The 17,500-nt window shown below is 65.2% G+C and carries 21 protein-coding genes; 11 read left to right on the plus strand and 10 right to left on the minus strand.

Annotated features, from left to right (window positions below):
* Positions 1-54: 54 nt before the first annotated feature.
* The 5 genes from G9C82_RS13300 to G9C82_RS13320 all read left to right on the plus strand — a co-directional run bounded on the left by G9C82_RS13300 (position 55) and on the right by G9C82_RS13320 (position 3,973).
* Complete coding sequence (locus G9C82_RS13300; protein ID WP_127014354.1) at positions 55-513, plus strand: hypothetical protein; 459 nt, start codon at positions 55-57, stop codon at positions 511-513.
* Positions 514-590: 77 nt separating this feature from the next.
* Positions 591-1,379: a hypothetical protein gene (locus G9C82_RS13305; protein ID WP_127014355.1), complete on the plus strand. Its 789-nt coding sequence runs from the start codon at positions 591-593 to the stop codon at positions 1,377-1,379.
* Positions 1,380-1,469: 90 nt separating this feature from the next.
* Complete coding sequence (locus tag G9C82_RS13310; protein WP_004957848.1) at positions 1,470-2,402, plus strand: sulfide-dependent adenosine diphosphate thiazole synthase; 933 nt, start codon at positions 1,470-1,472, stop codon at positions 2,400-2,402.
* A gap of 131 nt (positions 2,403-2,533) precedes the next feature.
* Positions 2,534-3,022: an HTH domain-containing protein gene (locus G9C82_RS13315; protein ID WP_127014356.1), complete on the plus strand. Its 489-nt coding sequence runs from the start codon at positions 2,534-2,536 to the stop codon at positions 3,020-3,022.
* A 189-nt stretch (positions 3,023-3,211) separates the two neighbouring features.
* Entirely contained in the window at positions 3,212-3,973 is a 762-nt protein-coding gene (locus G9C82_RS13320) for a DUF7001 family protein (protein WP_127014357.1), read from the plus strand.
* A gap of 21 nt (positions 3,974-3,994) precedes the next feature.
* Here the strand turns inward: G9C82_RS13320 and G9C82_RS13325 are convergent, their stop codons facing one another.
* From G9C82_RS13325 to G9C82_RS13340, 4 genes are read right to left on the minus strand one after another with little or no spacing between them, the layout of a single operon-like run.
* Positions 3,995-4,645: a class I SAM-dependent methyltransferase gene (locus G9C82_RS13325; RefSeq protein WP_127014358.1), complete on the minus strand. Its 651-nt coding sequence runs from the start codon at positions 4,643-4,645 to the stop codon at positions 3,995-3,997.
* Complete coding sequence (locus G9C82_RS13330; RefSeq protein WP_127014359.1) at positions 4,642-5,538, minus strand: thiamine-phosphate synthase family protein; 897 nt, start codon at positions 5,536-5,538, stop codon at positions 4,642-4,644. Before G9C82_RS13330 ends, G9C82_RS13325 begins: the two co-directional genes overlap by 4 nt.
* Positions 5,539-6,126, minus strand: coding sequence for a dCTP deaminase (gene dcd, locus G9C82_RS13335; protein ID WP_004517118.1), 588 nt, complete (start codon positions 6,124-6,126; stop codon positions 5,539-5,541).
* A gap of 41 nt (positions 6,127-6,167) precedes the next feature.
* Complete coding sequence (locus G9C82_RS13340; protein WP_127014360.1) at positions 6,168-6,911, minus strand: Yip1 family protein; 744 nt, start codon at positions 6,909-6,911, stop codon at positions 6,168-6,170.
* Between the two features lie 77 nt (positions 6,912-6,988).
* Here G9C82_RS13340 and pth2 point away from each other — a divergent pair, with 77 nt between their 5' ends.
* From pth2 to psmB, 3 genes are all read left to right on the plus strand, one after another.
* On the plus strand, positions 6,989-7,327 hold the full coding sequence (gene pth2 / locus G9C82_RS13345; RefSeq protein WP_004591375.1) for a peptidyl-tRNA hydrolase Pth2: 339 nt from the start codon (positions 6,989-6,991) through the stop codon (positions 7,325-7,327).
* 69 nt (positions 7,328-7,396) lie between these two features.
* Positions 7,397-8,131 (plus strand): archaeal proteasome endopeptidase complex subunit alpha, encoded by a 735-nt coding sequence (gene psmA, locus G9C82_RS13350; RefSeq protein ID WP_127014361.1) that lies wholly within the window; start codon positions 7,397-7,399, stop codon positions 8,129-8,131.
* Positions 8,131-8,823, plus strand: coding sequence for an archaeal proteasome endopeptidase complex subunit beta (gene psmB / locus G9C82_RS13355; RefSeq protein ID WP_127014362.1), 693 nt, complete (start codon positions 8,131-8,133; stop codon positions 8,821-8,823). The genes psmA and psmB overlap by 1 nt, the downstream gene beginning before the upstream one ends.
* A gap of 57 nt (positions 8,824-8,880) precedes the next feature.
* On the opposite strand, the gene G9C82_RS13360 is transcribed toward psmB, so the two are convergent.
* The 5 genes from G9C82_RS13360 to tenA all read right to left on the minus strand — a co-directional run bounded on the left by G9C82_RS13360 (position 8,881) and on the right by tenA (position 12,416).
* Positions 8,881-9,276: a universal stress protein gene (locus G9C82_RS13360; protein WP_127014363.1), complete on the minus strand. Its 396-nt coding sequence runs from the start codon at positions 9,274-9,276 to the stop codon at positions 8,881-8,883.
* 82 nt (positions 9,277-9,358) lie between these two features.
* The gene (locus G9C82_RS20920; RefSeq protein WP_004957827.1) at positions 9,359-9,487 is read right to left on the minus strand and encodes a hypothetical protein; all 129 of its coding nucleotides are present in this window, start codon (positions 9,485-9,487) and stop codon (positions 9,359-9,361) included.
* Positions 9,484-10,992: a sodium:proline symporter gene (locus tag G9C82_RS13365; RefSeq protein WP_127014364.1), complete on the minus strand. Its 1,509-nt coding sequence runs from the start codon at positions 10,990-10,992 to the stop codon at positions 9,484-9,486. Before G9C82_RS13365 ends, G9C82_RS20920 begins: the two co-directional genes overlap by 4 nt.
* Entirely contained in the window at positions 10,993-11,760 is a 768-nt protein-coding gene (locus tag G9C82_RS13370; protein ID WP_127014365.1) for a TenA family protein, read from the minus strand.
* A complete protein-coding gene (gene tenA / locus G9C82_RS13375) occupies positions 11,757-12,416 on the minus strand; it encodes a thiaminase II (RefSeq protein WP_007188845.1) in 660 nt (219 codons plus the stop codon). The genes G9C82_RS13370 and tenA overlap by 4 nt, the downstream gene beginning before the upstream one ends.
* A gap of 173 nt (positions 12,417-12,589) precedes the next feature.
* On the opposite strand from tenA, the gene G9C82_RS13380 reads away from it, so the two are divergent.
* Positions 12,590-13,513 (plus strand): thiamine-phosphate synthase family protein, encoded by a 924-nt coding sequence (locus G9C82_RS13380; protein WP_127014366.1) that lies wholly within the window; start codon positions 12,590-12,592, stop codon positions 13,511-13,513.
* Between the two features lie 22 nt (positions 13,514-13,535).
* On the opposite strand, the gene G9C82_RS13385 is transcribed toward G9C82_RS13380, so the two are convergent.
* Complete coding sequence (locus G9C82_RS13385; RefSeq protein ID WP_127014367.1) at positions 13,536-14,507, minus strand: C-terminal binding protein; 972 nt, start codon at positions 14,505-14,507, stop codon at positions 13,536-13,538.
* Positions 14,508-14,666: 159 nt separating this feature from the next.
* On the opposite strand from G9C82_RS13385, the gene G9C82_RS13390 reads away from it, so the two are divergent.
* Both G9C82_RS13390 and G9C82_RS13395 read left to right on the plus strand, forming a co-directional pair.
* Entirely contained in the window at positions 14,667-16,070 is a 1,404-nt protein-coding gene (locus G9C82_RS13390) for a short-chain fatty acid transporter (RefSeq protein ID WP_011223824.1), read from the plus strand.
* 78 nt (positions 16,071-16,148) lie between these two features.
* Positions 16,149-17,498 (plus strand): MFS transporter, encoded by a 1,350-nt coding sequence (locus G9C82_RS13395; RefSeq protein ID WP_127014368.1) that lies wholly within the window; start codon positions 16,149-16,151, stop codon positions 17,496-17,498.
* Positions 17,499-17,500: the final 2 nt, after the last annotated feature.

A 17,500-nucleotide genomic window follows, 5' to 3' on the forward strand; every position in this document is an offset into this window, starting at 1 on the left:
GTGTCCCGCCGCCGCTGGCGGGGTGTACTTCCGTGTCCGGGCTAAGGGCCGGGTATGGACCTCGACCGCTTTACCGACGAAACACCGGCCGACGACGCACCCGGTGGGGCCCGGGTCTGTGTCGTCGCCGCACAGACGGAGACGTTTGAACGTTGTCGACAGGGCTTCTATCCGTCGCCGGAGTCGTATGACCGAACGACAGAACCGTTCGACTACATGGCGTTCTACCGGACTGCGCCGGTGTCGGCAGTCACGCACTACGCCCCGGTGACTGCCCGAACGGACCAGACCCGTGGCGGTCCGGGGCCGATGGACGCGGATGACTGGGCGGCCCTCATTGACCCGTTCTCGGAGACAGACAACGTCGTGGTGTTCGAACTGGACGACCTCGTGCCGCTCGAAGCTCCTGTCGAAAACGACCAGCACGGCCTCCGAGGCGCGTGGTACTGCGCTATCGACGACCTTCGGACCGCCGATACGCTCTCGGCACTGGCCGCGACCGCGACTACCTGAACAGGGGCCGATAGCCCACGCAGCGTCCCGGTATCGGTGCCGAGGGTTCAAACGGGAAGCGCCCGTACAGATGACGAATGCCGATCTACCCCTCGGTCCGAGATCACGGCGTCTCGCTGTGCGAGCGGGCCGGCTACGATGTGGCGGTACATGACGACAGCGGCGGACCGTCTGCGCTCGCGACGCCGAACGACGACGCGGTCGGCCTCGTAGATGCGACAGACCCGCGGCCAGTCGCTGTCGAACCGCTGACCGAAGCCAACGTCGGCCCCGATGGACTCATCCCCCGGTTTGTCAACGCGGTTCGAGAGGGCCGGGACTGCCTGTTCGTGGTCCCGTCGACGGAGGCGATGGGAACGACACTGACCCAGATGGTCGCCACCGTTCTGGGTGAGCCCGCCTGTCTGGCCGCCGACGGCCCCGACGGGCGACAGTTCTACAACGGCCCCGACCGCGTCCCGCTCTCTGATGGTACATACGCCTGTGCGCGAGCACCGGCAAGTGACCTCCAGTGGCGCGAGGTCAGAGTCGACCAGGGCCGACCCAGACTCGAACTCGGTGTCGGGACGGAGGTGGTCGCCGTTCTCGAACACGTCGACTCGCTCGCCGATGCCGGCCGCCACGCCTTCCAGCACGCCTATCGCCGAGCGGATAACGGGCAGTTCGAGGTGACAGCCGGCGGCGACGTAATCGAACGGTTCCCCGGCCCGACGGCCATGCGGCGCGGCGGCTACCCACCCGTGCCGATGCCGCTGGTCCCTGAGCACCTGTTTCCCGAAGACGCGGACCACTCCCGGTGGGCTGTCTGCCAACCCGATGGCGGCACGGACGTACTGACCGCCAATGGACTGAGCGCCTGGGGCTGACGGCCGTCATTTCTCTGTGATACTGTGCGAACAGCGACTGGTCTCTGCATCAGAACGACTATGTACCACCAGGAGATATTACTAGGTGGTATGAGCGATTCCGATTCATTCGAACAGTTCAGTGATGTCGGCGAAGCAGAGGTCACACGCGCAATCGGACAGGAATGGACCGAGGAGTTCATGGATTTCTCGGACTCCGATGTCATCATCGTCGGCGGTGGCCCATCGGGGCTGATGGCCGCGAAGGAACTCGCCGAGCGCGGTGTGCAGGTGATGGTCGTCGAGAAGAACAACTACCTCGGCGGCGGCTTCTGGCTTGGCGGCTTCCTGATGAACAAGGTTACCGTCCGCGACCCAGCACAGCAGGTGCTGGACGAACTCGAAGTCGACCACAAGCGGTCCAAAGACAGCGAGGGCCTCTACGTCGCTAACGGGCCGGAGGCCTGTTCCGGGCTCATCAAGGCCGCCTGCGACGCCGGCGCGAAGATGCAGAACATGACCGAGTTCACGGATATCGTCATCCGCGAGGACCACCGCGTCGGCGGCATCGTCATGAACTGGACGCCGGTCCATGCGCTACCCCGCGAAATCACCTGCGTCGACCCGATTGCCGTCGAGGCCGACCTCGTCATCGACGCGACGGGCCACGACGCGATGGCGGTCAAGAAACTCGACGAGCGCGGCGTTCTCAATGCGCCGGGCCTCGAAGACGAAGCCAGCGGCATGGACCAGACCGACGACGACACCTACGGCGCGCCCGGCCACGACTCGCCCGGCCACGACTCCATGTGGGTCGGCGAGAGCGAGGACGCTGTCGTCGAACACACCGGTCTCGCCCACGACGGCCTCGTCGTCACCGGCATGGCGACGGCGACCACCTACGGCCTCCCGCGCATGGGCCCGACGTTCGGTGCCATGCTCGTCTCCGGCAAGCGCGCCGCGCAGGTCGCGCTGGATGAACTCGAGGTCGACGCCGAGCCGGTCGACGTCACGAGTCGCGACGCAACCCCCGCTGACGACTGAACTCCTCCCCACATCCCTCTGGTTTTAGTCAACCGCTTTTTACCGCTTTAGCTGCTCATTCAGGCTAGAATATCGCACTAATACAAACAATTATACAAGAGTATGGTGGATATGTTAGTGATTGCCAAACAATGTCCGAAGAGATGCAGCGGAGCGACAACCACAAGTCCGACGAGTCAGTTGGCGGTGAAATTGCGGTCCACCTCTGGAGTCGGCGGCCGGTCTGTGGCCCCCGAACAACAGCCATTGACCGGTTCACCGAACTCGCCGCAACGGGCGTTATCGATGACTTTGATATCCAGACGTGGCCCGAGGAAATTCCCGTGTCCCAGCGAAGCGAGCACGGCGAGGTGCTGGCGACTGTCGACCGGTACGAACAGTGGGCAACGGAGCGCGGGCTGAGTCTCCGACCGCCGTTCGAGACGCGGACCTCGTCGCTACTCGTCGGCGGCAGTACGGAGGTGCTGCGACTCCCGATGATAGCCGTCGCCGTCTACGCGGACGACGACTTGGTCGGGGTGTACCCGTGTACAGACGGCACCACGACGTGGTCCGTCACCGATTGTATCGACGCACTCACGACGGAACCGGCTGGGCTTCCCCACCAGTCCGAGTCCTGACACACCCCTTCGGAAAACACACTCTGTCGCCGATGGCAGCCGATATCGCACTGCTTTGCCGATACCGTCCCTGATTCTGGAGCGCCAGATTGACCCGTCTGTTTTGATTCTCTACTCCGGCGACCTCTCAACAGGGAAGAGTCCCCGAGACACAAATTGTATTACCTGCCGATACCACTGACGAATACAATGGAGTCCGTGACGCTGTACCGCGCTCCGACAGCGGTCGCCGACACCGACGCCATCGCCGACTGGCTCGACGCGCGGATTGAGGCTACCGTCTCCGTCCGGGACCGGTTTCTCTCGCTGCACGGCGACTCGGAACTGGCGGAGTCGTTCGCCGAAGCGCGGGTACTCTCGCCGTACGACCGCGAGACCGGGAACACGATGCTGGGTATCGTCCGGTACGAGGAACGAGCGCTGGAGTCGCCCGAGCGGGCCGGCGGCGTCATCTACGACGGGCTGGCGGTCCAGCAGGCGCTCCACGAGCGAATCCCCGAATCCGAGCGGTCGCTGGACCACCTTCACGTCCCACTGCTGGACCGCGTCGTCGGAACCTGGGGCGACCACGACGGTCGCTGGCACAAGCGCGTGAACGTCCTCGGCCAGCCCGCTATCGTCTCGGTCCCGGGGCTGTACGAAGCGCCTGCAAAGCCCGAACAGTACTACAAGGAACAGCAGAAACACGCCCTGCTCGGCGGCGGCGCACCGCCCCGGGAAGTGCTAGAAAACGAGGTCGAAGGCGAGTTCCTCGTTGAGGACGACCCGCGGACGACCGAGGCTATCAAGGGGTATGTCCTGCAGGCCTACCACTACCTCGACACCGGCGAGGCGTTCTGCGACGAGGACACCTGTAGGCTCCACAATCCGCACCGCCAGCCCGGCGTGGTCGCCGCGCAGCTACGAGCGCCCGAATTCTGTCCTGAGCACGCCGAACGGTATTGCCCATAGCAGCCCGACGCACCACTCCCGTTACCGCACAGTTCCACTCAGCAGGCCGACGAACCCGCCGGCCATCGTCTCGTAGCGCCGCGCGACCGTCCGCTCTGTGAGTCGCTCGCGGGCCGCCCGAACCCGCTGCTTGAACGCGCTGGCGTGTGACCGTCTGGACAGGCGCGTCCCCGGCGCGGAGAGGCGGACGAACCCCTCGAACGCGAGGTTCAGCGGTGCGGCGAGGGCGCTGGGGCTCCGCTGGAAGTTCAGCAGGGCGACGCGGCCGCCGGGGCCGACGCTGTCACACCACGCGTCGACCGCCGCCGCAGGGTCCTCGAAGATGCCGGCGACGAACGTCGCCAGAACGGCATCGGCCTCTCGAATCGGCGGACGGGCGGCATCGGCCTGCACGTAGTGTACGGCTCCCCCGGTTCTGGCGGGCCGTTCGCGTGCACGATCGAGCATCTCCCGTGTCACGTCGACGCCGACCACTCGGCCTGCCGGCCCGACGCGCTCGCGGAGGGCCGGCACGTTCGCCCCGGTCCCACAGCCCATTTCGACGACGGTATCGCCGGGCGCGAGCGCCAGCGAGTCCGCCGTCCGGTCGCGCCAGGACGCCACGCCGGGGGCATTCGCTACCCAGTCGTACACTCGCGCCCACCGGCCGTAGAATGATTGCGCGTCGGTCACAGGATTTCGCGCGCCGTTTCAGCGACCGACACAGCGTCGTCCCCGAGCAGGTACACCACCGGCTCGATACCCATCGCGCCGGTGTGGTAGAGCACGTCGGCCGCTGGGTCGTCAGCCAGCGCGGCCGCGACGGCGGGCTCGACGCTCTCCTCGGCGTCGAACTCGACCACGGTCCGACCGGCATCTCGTAGCGCGGTCACGACGCCGTCGTCGTACCGGACGTTCAACACTGCGCGGGCGTCGCTCCCGGCGGCCCGCGCCGCCAGCAACAGCGACGCGACGTGCTCGCTGACGCCGAACTCCGGGTCCGCCGGAATCGTTGCCCGTCCTTTCACGTCGAGAATCCGCCCCGGGACGGCGGCCACGTCCTCGATGCTATCGGCCTCGGGGAGACACTGGACGAGGTTCGACCCGACCGCCGGAATGAGCGTCGCGAACCCACTAGTGTTTTCCAGCACGCTGAGTCCGCGCCGCACCGACGCGAGCGTCCGTTCGGCCGACCGGAGCTGTGAGTCCGGGTCGTGGACAGCGAACTCGTCGTCGTAGTCGCCCAGCTCTGGGACCGCGTCCTCGTGTAACTGCGCGAGGACGCCGCCCTGTTCGAGTTCGCGGATGAACACTTCCGTTTCGACCAGCGCCTGAACGGAACTCATATCGCCGTCGGCCAGCCCGTCAGCCAGTCGCTCGACCAGTTCCTCCAGCCCGCGGTGGGCCAGCAGGTCCTCCTGACGCGCCACGTCGCCGTGGACGTACTTCGAGACCGCACTCTGGCTGATGCCCAGCAGGTCAGCGACTTCAGACTGTGTCAGCCCGCGCTCCCTGAGGGCGTCGGCCAGCAGCGAGCGAAACGTCGGCAGGAAGTCGTCGACGACGATTTCCTCGATGAACCGCATCTATTGGTCGCCTCCAAATTCTCTGTCTCCCTGTATCTTGCTCGCCTGCGGCCCGGACTGACCCTGGTACTTCGAGCCGCGCTCGGCCCCGTACGGGCGGTCAGCAGGTGTCTTGAGTTCCGTGAACGTAAGCTGTGAGATTCGCATTCCGGGTGTGAGTGCAACGGGTGCGGTGCCGAGGTTCGACAGTTCGAGCGTGATCTGCCCCTCGTAACCGGGGTCACACAGGCCGGCTGTCGCGTGTACCACAATCGCCAGGCGGCCCAGCGATGAGCGGCCTTCGACGTGGGCGATGAGGTCGTCGGGGATGGCGACGCGCTCGTGGGTCGTTCCCAGCACGAAGTCGCCGGGGTGGAGGATGAACTCGCCGCCTTCCTCGATGACCGTCTCCTCGACGTAGTCGGCGACTTCGTCCTCGGAGTTCGGGTGGATACAGGGGATGTTGGCGTGCTGGAACTCCAGAAACTCACGGCCGAGACGGAGATCAACGCTGGCCGGCTGAATCTGGATGTCCGGGTCGTCAAGCGGTTCGACGACGAGGTCACCCTGCTCCAGCCGTCGGAGAATATCCGCATCTGAGAGTATCATGAGAGTGGCGTGTGCGGCCGGAAGCCTAAACTCCCCGATTCTCAGGAGGCAATCACGGGGAGCGTCGCGGCGATAACAGCGATGGCGACCGCCGCATACCTGCTAATCTCGTGGACGACCCGGAGGCCGCCAGCCCAGACGTACGCCTGCCAGGCTGCGGTTCCGACCTGTATTGCGAGAAAGACGAATCCTGAAAGCCCATTCTGTAGACGCCGAACCTGTTCGAGCAGCAGTTCCGGAGAGGACGCGGAGAGGTCTGTGCTGGCCGCGAAAAAGACGAGCGCAGCACCGCCGGCGACAACGCCGACAACAGACGGGAGCAGTCCCCAGGCGGTGATTTCCGCTGTCTCGCCGAACCGACCAGATCCACCGGCTAGCTTCGCACCCACGTACAGACCGAGCATCAATCCGACCCAGACGATGATGAAGCCGATAAACAGCCCTGGAAGGATCTCAGTCGCATAGTCCCAGATGAGCGAGCCGACTTCGACAGTTCTCGTCGCCGGTTCGTCACAGCCGGAGACGGTTATGCCGCCGACACCGCCGTCTTCGCACATCTGTTCCGAGGGTCGAGCGGGATTGTCTCTCTCAACAGTGCCGGTGAACTGCACGGCGAACAGCCGGAGCGCGAGTCCGAGAACCACTGTGACGACGATGGCGATGCCGAAAGCGAGGCCGCCGCCGCGGTATCCGTTCAGTTGGTCACGTCGCTGTTCGAAGAACGCGCCCGGTCGCAGGAGTAGCGTTCGGATGGTGGAGGGCATCTCCGGGGTGTGCTCGGCCACGGCGTATGTACTCTGTGGTATGTGCAACCGTGGAGGGAGTCCGACGGGAGTTTAAGTACGGGTGGCCATGTAATCGTATGAAGCAGGCTATCGTCGCGCGGGCCGACATCGGTATGGGCGAGGGCAAACTCGCCGCCCAGGTTGCCCACGCCTCGCTGTCGGCCTACGAGGACGCCGGCCCGAAACCCCGCAAAGCCTGGAAGGGTGCGGGGCAGAAGAAAGTCGTCCTGAAGGCCACCAGCGAGTCCGAGCTGTTCGAACTCGCGGATGTGGCCGAGCGCGAAGGCCTGCCGCATGCGGTCGTCCGAGACGCCGGCCACACACAGCTCGACCCGGGAACCGTCACGGCCCTCGCCGTCGGCCCCGCCGAGGACGAGCTGGTGGACCGCGTCACCGGCGACCTGCCGCTGTTCTGAGGGCAGCGGCCCGCGATACGGTTATATAAGAGCAACCCTAACCTCAGGTGAACAACAACACGATACATTATGCAAGGAAACGAACAACAGGCCTACGACCGCGGGATTACCATCTTCTCCCCGGACGGACGCCTCTATCAGGTCGAGTACGCACGAGAAGCCGTCAAGCGCGGAACCGCCAGCGTGGGGGTCCGCACCGAGGACGGCGTGGTCATCGCCGCCGACCGCCACGCCCGGTCGCCGCTCATCGAGCGCGACAGCATCGAGAAGATCCACGAGATCGACTCTCACGTCGGCGTCGCCAGTGCGGGTCACGTAGCCGACGCGCGCCAGCTTATCGACGTGGCGCGCCGGCAGTCACAGGTCAACCGCCTGCGCTACGACGAGCCCGCCTCCGTCGAGTCCCTGACAAAGGAGATCACGGACTACATCCAGCAGTACACGCAGACCGGCGGCGCACGCCCGTTCGGTGTCGCGCTGCTGGTCGCCGGTATCGAGGACGGCGAACCGCGCCTCTTCGAGACGGACCCCTCGGGGACGCCCTACGAGTGGCAGGCAGTCGCCATCGGCGGCTCCCGCGAGGACATCCAGTCGTTCCTCGAAGAGGAGTACGCCGAGGGGATGGACCTCGAAGGCGGCATCGAACTCGCGCTCCGGGCGCTGGCCTCGGTCAACGAGGAGGGCCTCGACGCGACCGGTGTCGACATCGCCACCATCGACGTGGAAAGCGAGCAGTTCGAAAAGCTCGCCGAGGACGACATCGCCGAGCGACTTGAAGAGTTCGAACTCGGAGGTGAGGAATAATGTACGACCCTGAGAACCGACTGACTGACGCCTACCAACCCGAGGTCGGCACGCTCCCGAACGAGGACAACGGCCGCGACGAGGAGAACGTCGTCAAGACCGGCACGACGACCGTCGGCCTCTCGACGGAGGACGGCGTCATCATCGCGACAGACCGGCGCGCCTCCCTCGGTGGCCGCTTCGTCTCGAATAAGCAGGTCCAGAAGGTTGAGCAGATTCACCCGACAGCCGCGATGACGCTGGTCGGCAGCGTCGGCGGGGCGCAGTCGTTCATCCGCTCGCTACGCGCCGAGGCTGACCTCTACGAGGTCCGCCGCGACGAACCGCTCTCGATTCACGCGCTGGCGACGCTTGCGGGCAACTTCGCCCGCGGTGGCCCGTACTTCGCGATCAACCCCATCGTGGGCGGCGTCGACGAAGAGGGCAGCCACGTCTACAGCGTCGACCCCGCTGGCGGCGTGCTTGAAGACGACTACACCGTCACCGGCTCCGGGACGATGGTCGCAACAGGGACCATCGAAGGCCAGTACGACCACGGGATGAGCCTCTCCGAGGCCCGTGACCTGGCGATCCGCGCGGTCAACGCCGCGGCCGAACGCGACACCGGGTCCGGTAACGGCGTCGTGCTCGCCGAAATCACTGACGAGGGCGTCGAAATCGACGCCTTCGACGACTACGAGTCGGCCGAATAACCCGGCTGTCTCGGTTTTCGCTTTCTTTGCGGTTTGTTGTCCCCGGTCAGTTGCTGCTCAGTCTCGCGGCACGACCCGCATCGGATAGTCGGACTGCCGCATGATATCTTGGGCGACGCTGCCGAAGATGAGCCGGTCGGTCTGGCTCCGCTTGCGGACGCCGATGACGAGTTCGTCCGCATCGACCTCTTCGGCGATGTCGAAGATATCTTCAGCCGGGCTGTTCCCCCGGATTATCTGGTAGGTCTCGACGGACACCTGGTCGCCCAGACGGTCCGAGACGACTTCGAGTGCGGCCTTCCCGTCGGCAACCGCATCCGGTGGCGTCCTGTCTCCACCCGGCTGTGAATTAACTGCGTACACACTGTCTTCCGGGTCGAGAACGCCTTCGAGGTACGAACACAGTGTCTGTCTGACTGTCTCGGAGTTCGTCGCGAGCACGAAGGTCTGCATATAAGATGTCCGTCACCCATCATGATAAGTATGTGTACTGTTACCACGAACCATTTTATATTCACATTCTCAGGCCGTCGGGTTACTCGGTCAGGACCAGCCAGCCGACGGCGAGAAAGACGGCGAGCACGAGCAGAATCGACCCCCAGGCCAGCGCCGCGAACGCGGTTGACCCGAGCGCGGCGAGGGGGAGGACGGCTGGTAGAGTCATTGCTCGGACCCCCCATCAGCCACCGGATCGTCAAGCGCGCGGACCTCCCGCCCGAGGCTGTCGAGGTCGGCGTCGGCTCCACCGAGAACGGTCGCCGCGACGGTGAGAGCGGCCGAGACGAGCGTCGCGCCGGCGAAGGCGAGCAGGAACGACGGGGTCGGCAACAGACTCCCGACGCCTGGCACGGCGGCGACGAGGCCACGCAGCGACGGGAAGTAGGCGAAGCCGACGAGGAGCCCTGCAATGCCCGAGACTACCGCGCCCGGACCGGTGAGGCGCTCAGTGTAGAGACCGGCGAGGAAGGGCACGAAGACGCCAGCGGCCAGCAGGTCGGCAGTCAGGAACAACTGGAGGACGCTGTACCCCTGCGCGCCGATGAACATCGCGGCGAGCGCGACAGCGACTGTCAGCCCGCGGCCGCCGAGCCACAGGGTCCGCTGGTCGGGGTCGTCGAGCAGTCGAGCGAGGTCGGCGGTGACGACGCTGGCGATGGCGTTGAACATCGTGTCGGCCGAACTCATCACCAGCAGGACGGCGAGGACGACGACAGCGAGGGTCACCCACGTCGGGAACGCCTCTGCAAGCACGAGGAAGAAGGCAATACTTGCGGACCCAGACTCAGTGAGTCCTAGCCCCGCGGCGGCGATGCCGAACAGGCCTGACAGCAGAAGCATTGGGACGACGACGAGGGCAGCGATGCCCATTCCGCGCCGCAAGGTGCGCTCGCCGTCGGCGGCGTACACCCGCTGCCAGACGCCCTGATTCAGCATATTCGCGCCCAGAAGCGCGAAGGCCACGTACAGCCCGAACTGCAGGCCGGGACCGAACGTCGGGTCGAGCAGCGTCGGGTCGGCCGACACCACTGTCGCGTGGAACTCGCTTGTGCCACCAAGCGAGAGGAGTGCGCCGCCGAAGCCGACGGCTAGCAGTGGGAGGATGACCAGCGTCTGGACGGTGTCGGTGACGATGCTGGCGAGCAGCCCACCGTAGGTCGTGTAGACGAGGACGAAGCCGCCGATGAGTAGCGAGGTCTGCCAGAGCGGCACATCTGCGACGAGCGCGAGCGCGCCGGCGATTCCGGTCATCTCCGCGGCGAGGAAGATGAACATGTAGAACACCGAGACGAGCAGGACGAGCAGGTACATCCCGGAGCCAAAGCGAGCGTAGGCGAACTCCGTCAGCGAGTGGCCGGCGGGCATCACCTCGCGGATGCGAGCGCCGACCGGGATAAAGAGGACGAGCGGAATCGCGCTGCCGATGGCGTAGCCCAGCACGGCGGGGAGTCCGCCGAACGCGGCCCCGGCCTCGGCCGGGCTCAGCAGAATCCAGACGCCCATCATCGACGCGATGACCGTCGCAGCGAGGGTTCCGCTGCCGGCTGAGTCGCGGGCCGAGATGTACGTCTCCACCGAGTCGATGCGGCCCCGGGCGGCGAAGAGGCCAATGCCGGTGAACACGAGCACGGTCGCCGCGGTCAGGCCGAGGACCACAGCCGAGGAAACCATCTACGGACTCACCTCGTGGTCGGGCGTCTCGGTGGTTTCTCCGTAGGCCGCCTCGAAGAACTGTCGTTCGAGCGCGACCGTGCGGTCGAACAGCGACGCGACGCGGGCTTCCCGGCGGGGCGAGAGCGACGGCCCGATGGCGTCGAGTTCGCCCCGGAGCCAGTCGACGAACGCGACGAAGGAGTCGACGGCGTGGAGGTCGACCCACTCGGCGAAGTAGAACGGCAGGCCCATCCCCGCGCTGGGAAGCCCATCGCTGTCCGGGTCGCCGTGGGCCGCGGCAACCGCCGTCGCCCACGACTCGTATATCCACTCTGCCGGAACGAGGACCGCCAGCGTTTCGGCATACCCCCCCTCTCGGGCGGCACGACCCAGCAGGTCGATGAACGCCGCCGTCGCGTCCGTCGGCTCGGGGTCTTGCCAGCGTGAATCTTCGACGCCGAGTGCGGCAAAGGAGCGCTCGAAGTAGTCGTCTTCCTCGTCGGTCACGGTATCGAGGAACTCCACAAGCCGTTGTTTGGCGGCCATATCCGGTGCCTGTCCGACCGCGTGGCCGAACGTCCCGACGAGTTCGTCGACGAACGCGTAGTCCTGTACCAGATACTCGGCGAACGCGTCTTCGTCGAGCGTGCCGACCCCGAGTTCCTCGACAAACCGGTGTTCGACAGCGGCGTCCCAGTCCGGCTGACTCTGCTCCCGGAGCCAGTCGGTGAATCGGGGTTCGTCGGTTCGCTCGGCGTACGCAGAGTATGTTTCGGCCGTCGTCATAGCTCCCACCCCTCCTGCGTGTAGGCCATCTCCCAGAACCGGTGTTCGAGTTTCGCGCTCGTGCGGAACGCGTCTTCCATGGCGTCGTGCTGGCCGGAATAGCGCTCGCCACAGCGGTCGACGTACGCCCGACACCAGCCCGTCGCCTCGCGGAAGTCGTCGCTGGTGTACATCTCGATAAAGGGCGTGTACCGGTGCTCACCGTCGGCCAGGTCGGCCATGTGTTCGGCCACGTCGAGATAGCCCTGCATACAGGGGTACAGCGCCGCGGCAATCTCGGCCTCATGTCCCTCGTAGGCCGTCCGAACGAGGAAGTTCGTGTACGCCAGACACGTCGGTGCCTTCTCGGTCGACTCCAGCTCACGCTCTGAGATGCCGTAGTCCGATGCGAACTCCCGATGCAGGTCCATCTCGGTGTCGAGCACTTGGTGGGCGACCCCGAGCAGGTGCGTCATCGTCGACTCGTCGCCGGCCGTCGCCCCAGCGAGCGCGAACAACCGTGCGTAGTCTTGCAGGTATCGGTAGTCCTGTTTCACCCAGTGTTTGAACGCCGCCTCATCGAGCGTCCCGTCGGCCAGTTCGCGGACGAACGGGTGGTCCTTCTGTGCGTCCCAGATGTCCTCGCCGATGTCGAGCAGGTGGTCGCTGAATGCCATTGGTAGCCAAGACAACAAACTCCGACGTATTATATCCTGCTAATACAACTTGGTTGTATCTGGTCTGACGGTCGGGACCGAGCGAACGCCCCGGCCATGCATGACGCCATCACAATCTCATGCCTGTCGAACAGTCCAAACTGCTAAGCGCACTACGGCCCACATTCTCGGCAATGACACTGCAGTTACCGAGCGAAATCGTGGTCGAGCGGTTTCTCCCGACAGCCCGGGCGATGCTTGCCACGAGACTCGACGAGGAGGGATGGACGCAGCAGGAAATCGCCGACCAACTCGGCGTGACACAGGCTGCAGTAAGCAAGTACGGCAGCGGCTCGGTCAACATCGAGGAGCGGTTCCGCGCGGACGCCCGGATGCAACAGACCATCGAGCGGATCGCCGACGGGCTGGCTTCGGGTGAGATGGACGAGTACGCAGTGCTGGACGAACTGCTCGCTCTGGTGCGGGAATTCGAGGACCGGGGGCCCATCTGTGCGGTCCACGAGGAGGAAATGCCGGCGCTACAGGGGATGGGCTGTGACCTCTGTGTTCGGGGGACAGACACCGCGGTTCAGGCGGAACGGACCGTCCTGTCGTCGGTCCGGAGAGCCACGCGACTTCTAGCCGACAGCGACTTTGTCGCCGACGCCATCCCGAACGTGGGGATGAACGTCGGCATGGCACTGCCGGACGCCGAAGACGCGCTCGATGTGGCCGCAGTCCCCGGCCGGATTCACGACCTGCGGGGGCGGGTCAACGTCCCGTCGAACCCCGAGTTCGGCGCGTCGGAACACGTCGCGGGGACGATATTGGCTGCGATAGCGGTCGATTCCTCGCGCCGAGCGGCGCTCAATCTGACGACCGACGAGGCATTTCTCGATGCTGCTCAGGAACAGGGTATCGAGCCGCTGGAGTTCGACGCCGGCTACGAGGACCGGGACGAACGGCTCGAAGCCACCTTCCGCGAACGCGGCGAGGTCCCTCGCGTCATCTACCACAGCGGCGCGTTCGGCATCGAGCCGATAACCTATGTTTTCGGTGAATCGGCGGTCGAAGCTGCTGACCTCGCGATCGAACTCCTCGACGCAGCCGACACGTAAGGCCTCTCGGCCGCCGAGACCGTCAGAACCAGCCGGTCTCGGGGTCGATGGGATTCTCGGGCTCCTCGCCCCGCAGTACCCGGATGACATCTTCGGCCACGGTCTGTGTCAGCTCGACCCGGGACTCCTCGGAATACCACGCGACGTGGGGACTACAGACAACGCTGTCGAGGTCGTGTAGCGGTGAGTCTCCCGGCGGCTCTGGCTTGCGCACGTCCAGCCCGGCCCCGCCGAGATCGCCGCTGATGAGCGCGTCGTACAGCGCTGCTTCGTCGACGAGCCCGCCCCGGGCCGTGTTCACGAGCAGTGCGTCGTCGTGCATTCGGTCAAGCGCGTCGGCGTCGATCATCCCCCGCGTCTCATCGGTCAACGGGGCGTGCAGCGAGACGATATCGGAATCGCCCAGCAGCGTCTCGAGCGTGACCGATTCGACGCCGAGGTCACCCATCCGGTACTCGGGCGCGTACGGGTCGTAGGCGATAACATCGATATCGAACCCACGAAGCTTCGCGGCGAACCGGCTGGCGAGCTTGCCGAAGGCGACGAGGCCGACGGTGCTGCCGGCGAGGCGACGGATCGGCTGTCCGACAGCCCACTTCCACTCGCCACGCTTGACCGAGCGGTCGAACGTGGGTATCCTCCGCAGGCAAGCGAGCATGAGTGCGAACGTGTGGGTCGACACCTCCTCGACAGAGTAGTCCGGAACGTTGACGACCGTTACGCCGGCCGCAACCGCCGCCCGAACGGCGATGTTGTCCATGCCGATGCCGGCCCGGCCCACCACTTTGAGCGAGTCGGCGGCCTCGATGACCTCGGCCGTGACCTGCGTGCCGGCGTCGACGATCAATGCGTCCGCACCGTCTACTGCGCGTGCGACGGCCTCCGGCTCTTTCGCCGCTATCGTTTCGACGGTCGCATCAACCGCATCCAACACCGCCGCCCGTGTCTCCCCGTCCATCACTTTGGTGTCAGAGACGACGACTTTGTATGACATACGCTGGCTTGCCTCGGGCTCGAAATAAAATCATCCGTCAGGGTCGGTGCAGTCATCGGAACCGCGTCACAGGCCCGTGGCTGTGTAACGGTGACCGGCACAGAACTGACAAAATAATAGCAAACTTTTATGATATATTCGCGAGGAGGTGGCAACAGCATGTCAGCTAATAACACAGGCGAAACTGCCCTCGAACGTATCGGCTATCGACTCTCTGCGTGGGTGGAACGGTGGATGCCAAGCCCGTTCCTGTTCGCGCTCATCCTCAGTTACGTCGTATTTCTGGCCGGCGTCGGCCTCACCGGGGCCGGTCCCGTGGAGATGGTCGGGTTCTGGTACGACGGCTTCTGGGCCTTCCTGACGTTCTCGATGCAGATGGTCCTCATCCTGATGACGGGCTTCGTCGTCGCGTACCACCCGCGTGTCAACGCCGGCATCCGGCGGCTGACAGAGATTCCCAGCACCGGAAAACAGGCGGTTGTCCTCGTCGGCCTGTTGACGATGCTGCTTGGCTGGGTCCACTGGGGACTGAGCCTCATCCTCGGCGCGATTTTCGCCCGGGAGATGGGCAAGACCGCCCACGAGAACGGCATCGATGTCCACTATCCGGTCCTCTGCGTGGCGGGCTATCTCGGCCTCGGTCTCACCTGGCACTGGGGGCTGTCCGGGTCCGCGCCGCTCCTGCTTGCGACAGAGGGCAACGAGTTCATCCAGCAGGGCGTCATCGACGTCGTCGTCTCCGCCTCGGAGACCATCTTCCACCCCTACGGCCTCATTCTGACCGGCCTGTCGATAGCCTACGCGCTCGTCGTCCTCTACGTCATCACGCCGACTGGTGACCAGGCGCGGGGCATCACGCACTACATCCCCGAAGACGATTTGTTCGAGTCCGCGAGTGACGGCGGTGTTGAGACGACTGCGACCACCAAGCAGGTCCCGGCCGAGCGTCTCAACCACAGCCGCGTTCTCGGCGGGATTATCGGTCTGACCGGTATCGCGCTGGTCGCCTCGCAGTTCGTTCAGTCCGGCATCGACGCGCTCGGACTGAACATCGTCAATTTCGGCTTCCTGACGATTGGGATCTTCATCTACATGGACCCACAGACCTACCGGGAGAAGTTCGGCGAGGCGGCGACCGCCGCGTCGGGCATCGTGTTGCTCTTTCCGTTCTTCGCTGGCATTCAGGGGATGATGGCTACCTCCGGGCTGGCGCAGCTGATGGCCAACGCGCTCATCTCGGTCTCGACACCACAGACGTTCCCGGTCATCGCCTGGCTCACTGGTGCCACGGTCAACATTTTCGCACCGTCCGGCGGCGGTGAGTGGATCATCCTCGGGCCGCCGATTCTCGAAGCCGCGCAGAACCTCGGCGTCCCGGCCGGGCAGGCGACGATGGCCTACGCCGTCGGTGACGCCCACACGAACCTCCTGAACCCCTTCTGGGCGCTGCCGCTGCTCGCGATCACCCGCATCAAGGCCCGGGAGATGTTCGGCTACGCCATCGCAATGTTGCTCGCGCTCACGCCATTCCTGGCTGTCGTGCTGTTCGTCCTGCCGTACTGAACAGGGACTCGGGCGAGACAGTACGGCCGATTGCCCCTTCTTCGAGCGTTAAGTTGGTGGGGAAACTGCACTCCGATAATGGCAACTGAGACAGGGGTCGACGAGGACGTAGACCTGCTCGATTCCTTCCGGCAGTTCTTCGCGCTGGAGCGGGACGTACTCGTCCTGTCGCTGTCGATGTTGGCGTTCAGCCTCGCGTTCCAGATGACCAGCCGATATATTCCCGAGTATATGCGGATTCTGGGTGCCAGCGCCGGTGTTATCGGTCTCTACGGGAGTGTCGGGAACCTCATCAGCGCGGTGTACCCCTATCCCGGCGGCGCGGTGTCGGACCGCATCGGCTCGCGGCTGGCGCTGACCGCCTTCGCGACGCTGGCGACGGTCGGCTTCGGCATCTGGTATCTCGCCTCGGTCGTCGGCGACATCACGCTCGGCGCGACGACGCTGCCGGCCTGGACGCTCGTGTTCGTCGGCCTCTTTCTCGCACAGGCCTGGAAGTCCTTCGGGCTTGGCGCGACCTTCGCCATCGTCAAGCAGAGCGTCCCGCCACAGCGGCTGGCGATGGGGTTCGCCAGCACGGAGATGTTCCGCCGCATCGGCTTCCTGCTCGGACCGCTCGCCGCCGCGGCGTTGCTCGCGACGACCGCGACCTTCGTCGACGGCTTCCAGCGCGTGCTGCTGGTCGCCCTGGCCTGTGGTCTCGTCGCCACCGTTGCACAGCACTTCCTCTACGACGCCAGCGAGGACACGCTCGGAAAGTCCTTCGAGGGCATCGACCAGATACTCGCCGACCTGCGGACGATGCCGGCGACACTCCGCCCCCTTCTGGTCGCCGATACGTTCGTCCGCTTCGCCAACGGCATGGTGTACGTCTTCTTCGTCATCGTCGTCACCGAGTTCCTCTCTGTTGGGTTCACCGGCTTCGGTTTGCAACTGCGGCCCGACGCCTTCTTCGGCGTCCTGCTCGGCGTCGAGATGGTCGTCGCTATCCTTTCGATGGCTCCCGTCGCAAAGCTCACCGAGTGGGCCGGCCTCAAGCCCGCCGTCGCGCTCGGCTTTCTGGTCTACGCCGTGTTCCCGCTCTTGCTCATCTTCGCGCCGGGCAACCAGTGGGTGCTGGTGCTCCTGTTCGCGTTCTCCGGCCTGCGCTTTGCCGGCCTGCCCGCCCACAAGGCGCTCATCGTCGGCCCGGCAGAACAGGACGCTGGCGGCCGCGTCACCGGGACGTACTACCTGCTTCGGAACACGCTCGTCATCCCGAGCGCCGCGCTCGGTGGCTGGCTCTATGGCAGCGAGTGGGCAGTGGCTATCGGCGATGTCGTCATACAGGCCGGTCCGGAACTGGCCTTCGGCGTCGCGACGGTGGTCGGCCTCATCGGCGTCGTTTACTTCATCGTCTTCGGCCGGGAGTTCGAGGCGTACGAATGAAC

Source organism: Haloarcula sp. R1-2, from assembly GCF_011627385.1.
GTDB classification, from domain to species: Archaea; Halobacteriota; Halobacteria; order Halobacteriales; family Haloarculaceae; genus Haloarcula; species Haloarcula marismortui.

Bases quoted from the DNA above. Each gene is read 5' to 3' on its own strand.
- G9C82_RS13300 (WP_127014354.1), top strand. From the start codon at position 55: ATGGACCTCGACCGCTTTACCGACGAAACACCGGCCGACGACGCACCC.
- G9C82_RS13365 (WP_127014364.1), bottom strand. From the start codon at position 10,992: ATGGTTTCCTCGGCTGTGGTCCTCGGCCTGACCGCGGCGACCGTGCTC.
- G9C82_RS13370 (WP_127014365.1), bottom strand. From the start codon at position 11,760: ATGACGACGGCCGAAACATACTCTGCGTACGCCGAGCGAACCGACGAA.
- G9C82_RS13360 (WP_127014363.1), bottom strand. From the start codon at position 9,276: ATGCAGACCTTCGTGCTCGCGACGAACTCCGAGACAGTCAGACAGACA.
- G9C82_RS13390 (WP_011223824.1), top strand. From the start codon at position 14,667: ATGTCAGCTAATAACACAGGCGAAACTGCCCTCGAACGTATCGGCTAT.
- dcd (WP_004517118.1), bottom strand. From the start codon at position 6,126: ATGATACTCTCAGATGCGGATATTCTCCGACGGCTGGAGCAGGGTGAC.
- G9C82_RS13385 (WP_127014367.1), bottom strand. From the start codon at position 14,507: ATGTCATACAAAGTCGTCGTCTCTGACACCAAAGTGATGGACGGGGAG.
- tenA (WP_007188845.1), bottom strand. From the start codon at position 12,416: ATGGCATTCAGCGACCACCTGCTCGACATCGGCGAGGACATCTGGGAC.
- G9C82_RS13305 (WP_127014355.1), top strand. From the start codon at position 591: ATGCCGATCTACCCCTCGGTCCGAGATCACGGCGTCTCGCTGTGCGAG.
- pth2 (WP_004591375.1), top strand. From the start codon at position 6,989: ATGAAGCAGGCTATCGTCGCGCGGGCCGACATCGGTATGGGCGAGGGC.
- G9C82_RS13310 (WP_004957848.1), top strand. From the start codon at position 1,470: ATGAGCGATTCCGATTCATTCGAACAGTTCAGTGATGTCGGCGAAGCA.
- G9C82_RS13395 (WP_127014368.1), top strand. From the start codon at position 16,149: ATGGCAACTGAGACAGGGGTCGACGAGGACGTAGACCTGCTCGATTCC.
- G9C82_RS13380 (WP_127014366.1), top strand. From the start codon at position 12,590: ATGACACTGCAGTTACCGAGCGAAATCGTGGTCGAGCGGTTTCTCCCG.
- G9C82_RS13330 (WP_127014359.1), bottom strand. From the start codon at position 5,538: ATGCGGTTCATCGAGGAAATCGTCGTCGACGACTTCCTGCCGACGTTT.
- psmA (WP_127014361.1), top strand. From the start codon at position 7,397: ATGCAAGGAAACGAACAACAGGCCTACGACCGCGGGATTACCATCTTC.
- G9C82_RS20920 (WP_004957827.1), bottom strand. From the start codon at position 9,487: ATGACTCTACCAGCCGTCCTCCCCCTCGCCGCGCTCGGGTCAACCGCG.
- psmB (WP_127014362.1), top strand. From the start codon at position 8,131: ATGTACGACCCTGAGAACCGACTGACTGACGCCTACCAACCCGAGGTC.
- G9C82_RS13315 (WP_127014356.1), top strand. From the start codon at position 2,534: ATGTCCGAAGAGATGCAGCGGAGCGACAACCACAAGTCCGACGAGTCA.
- G9C82_RS13320 (WP_127014357.1), top strand. From the start codon at position 3,212: ATGGAGTCCGTGACGCTGTACCGCGCTCCGACAGCGGTCGCCGACACC.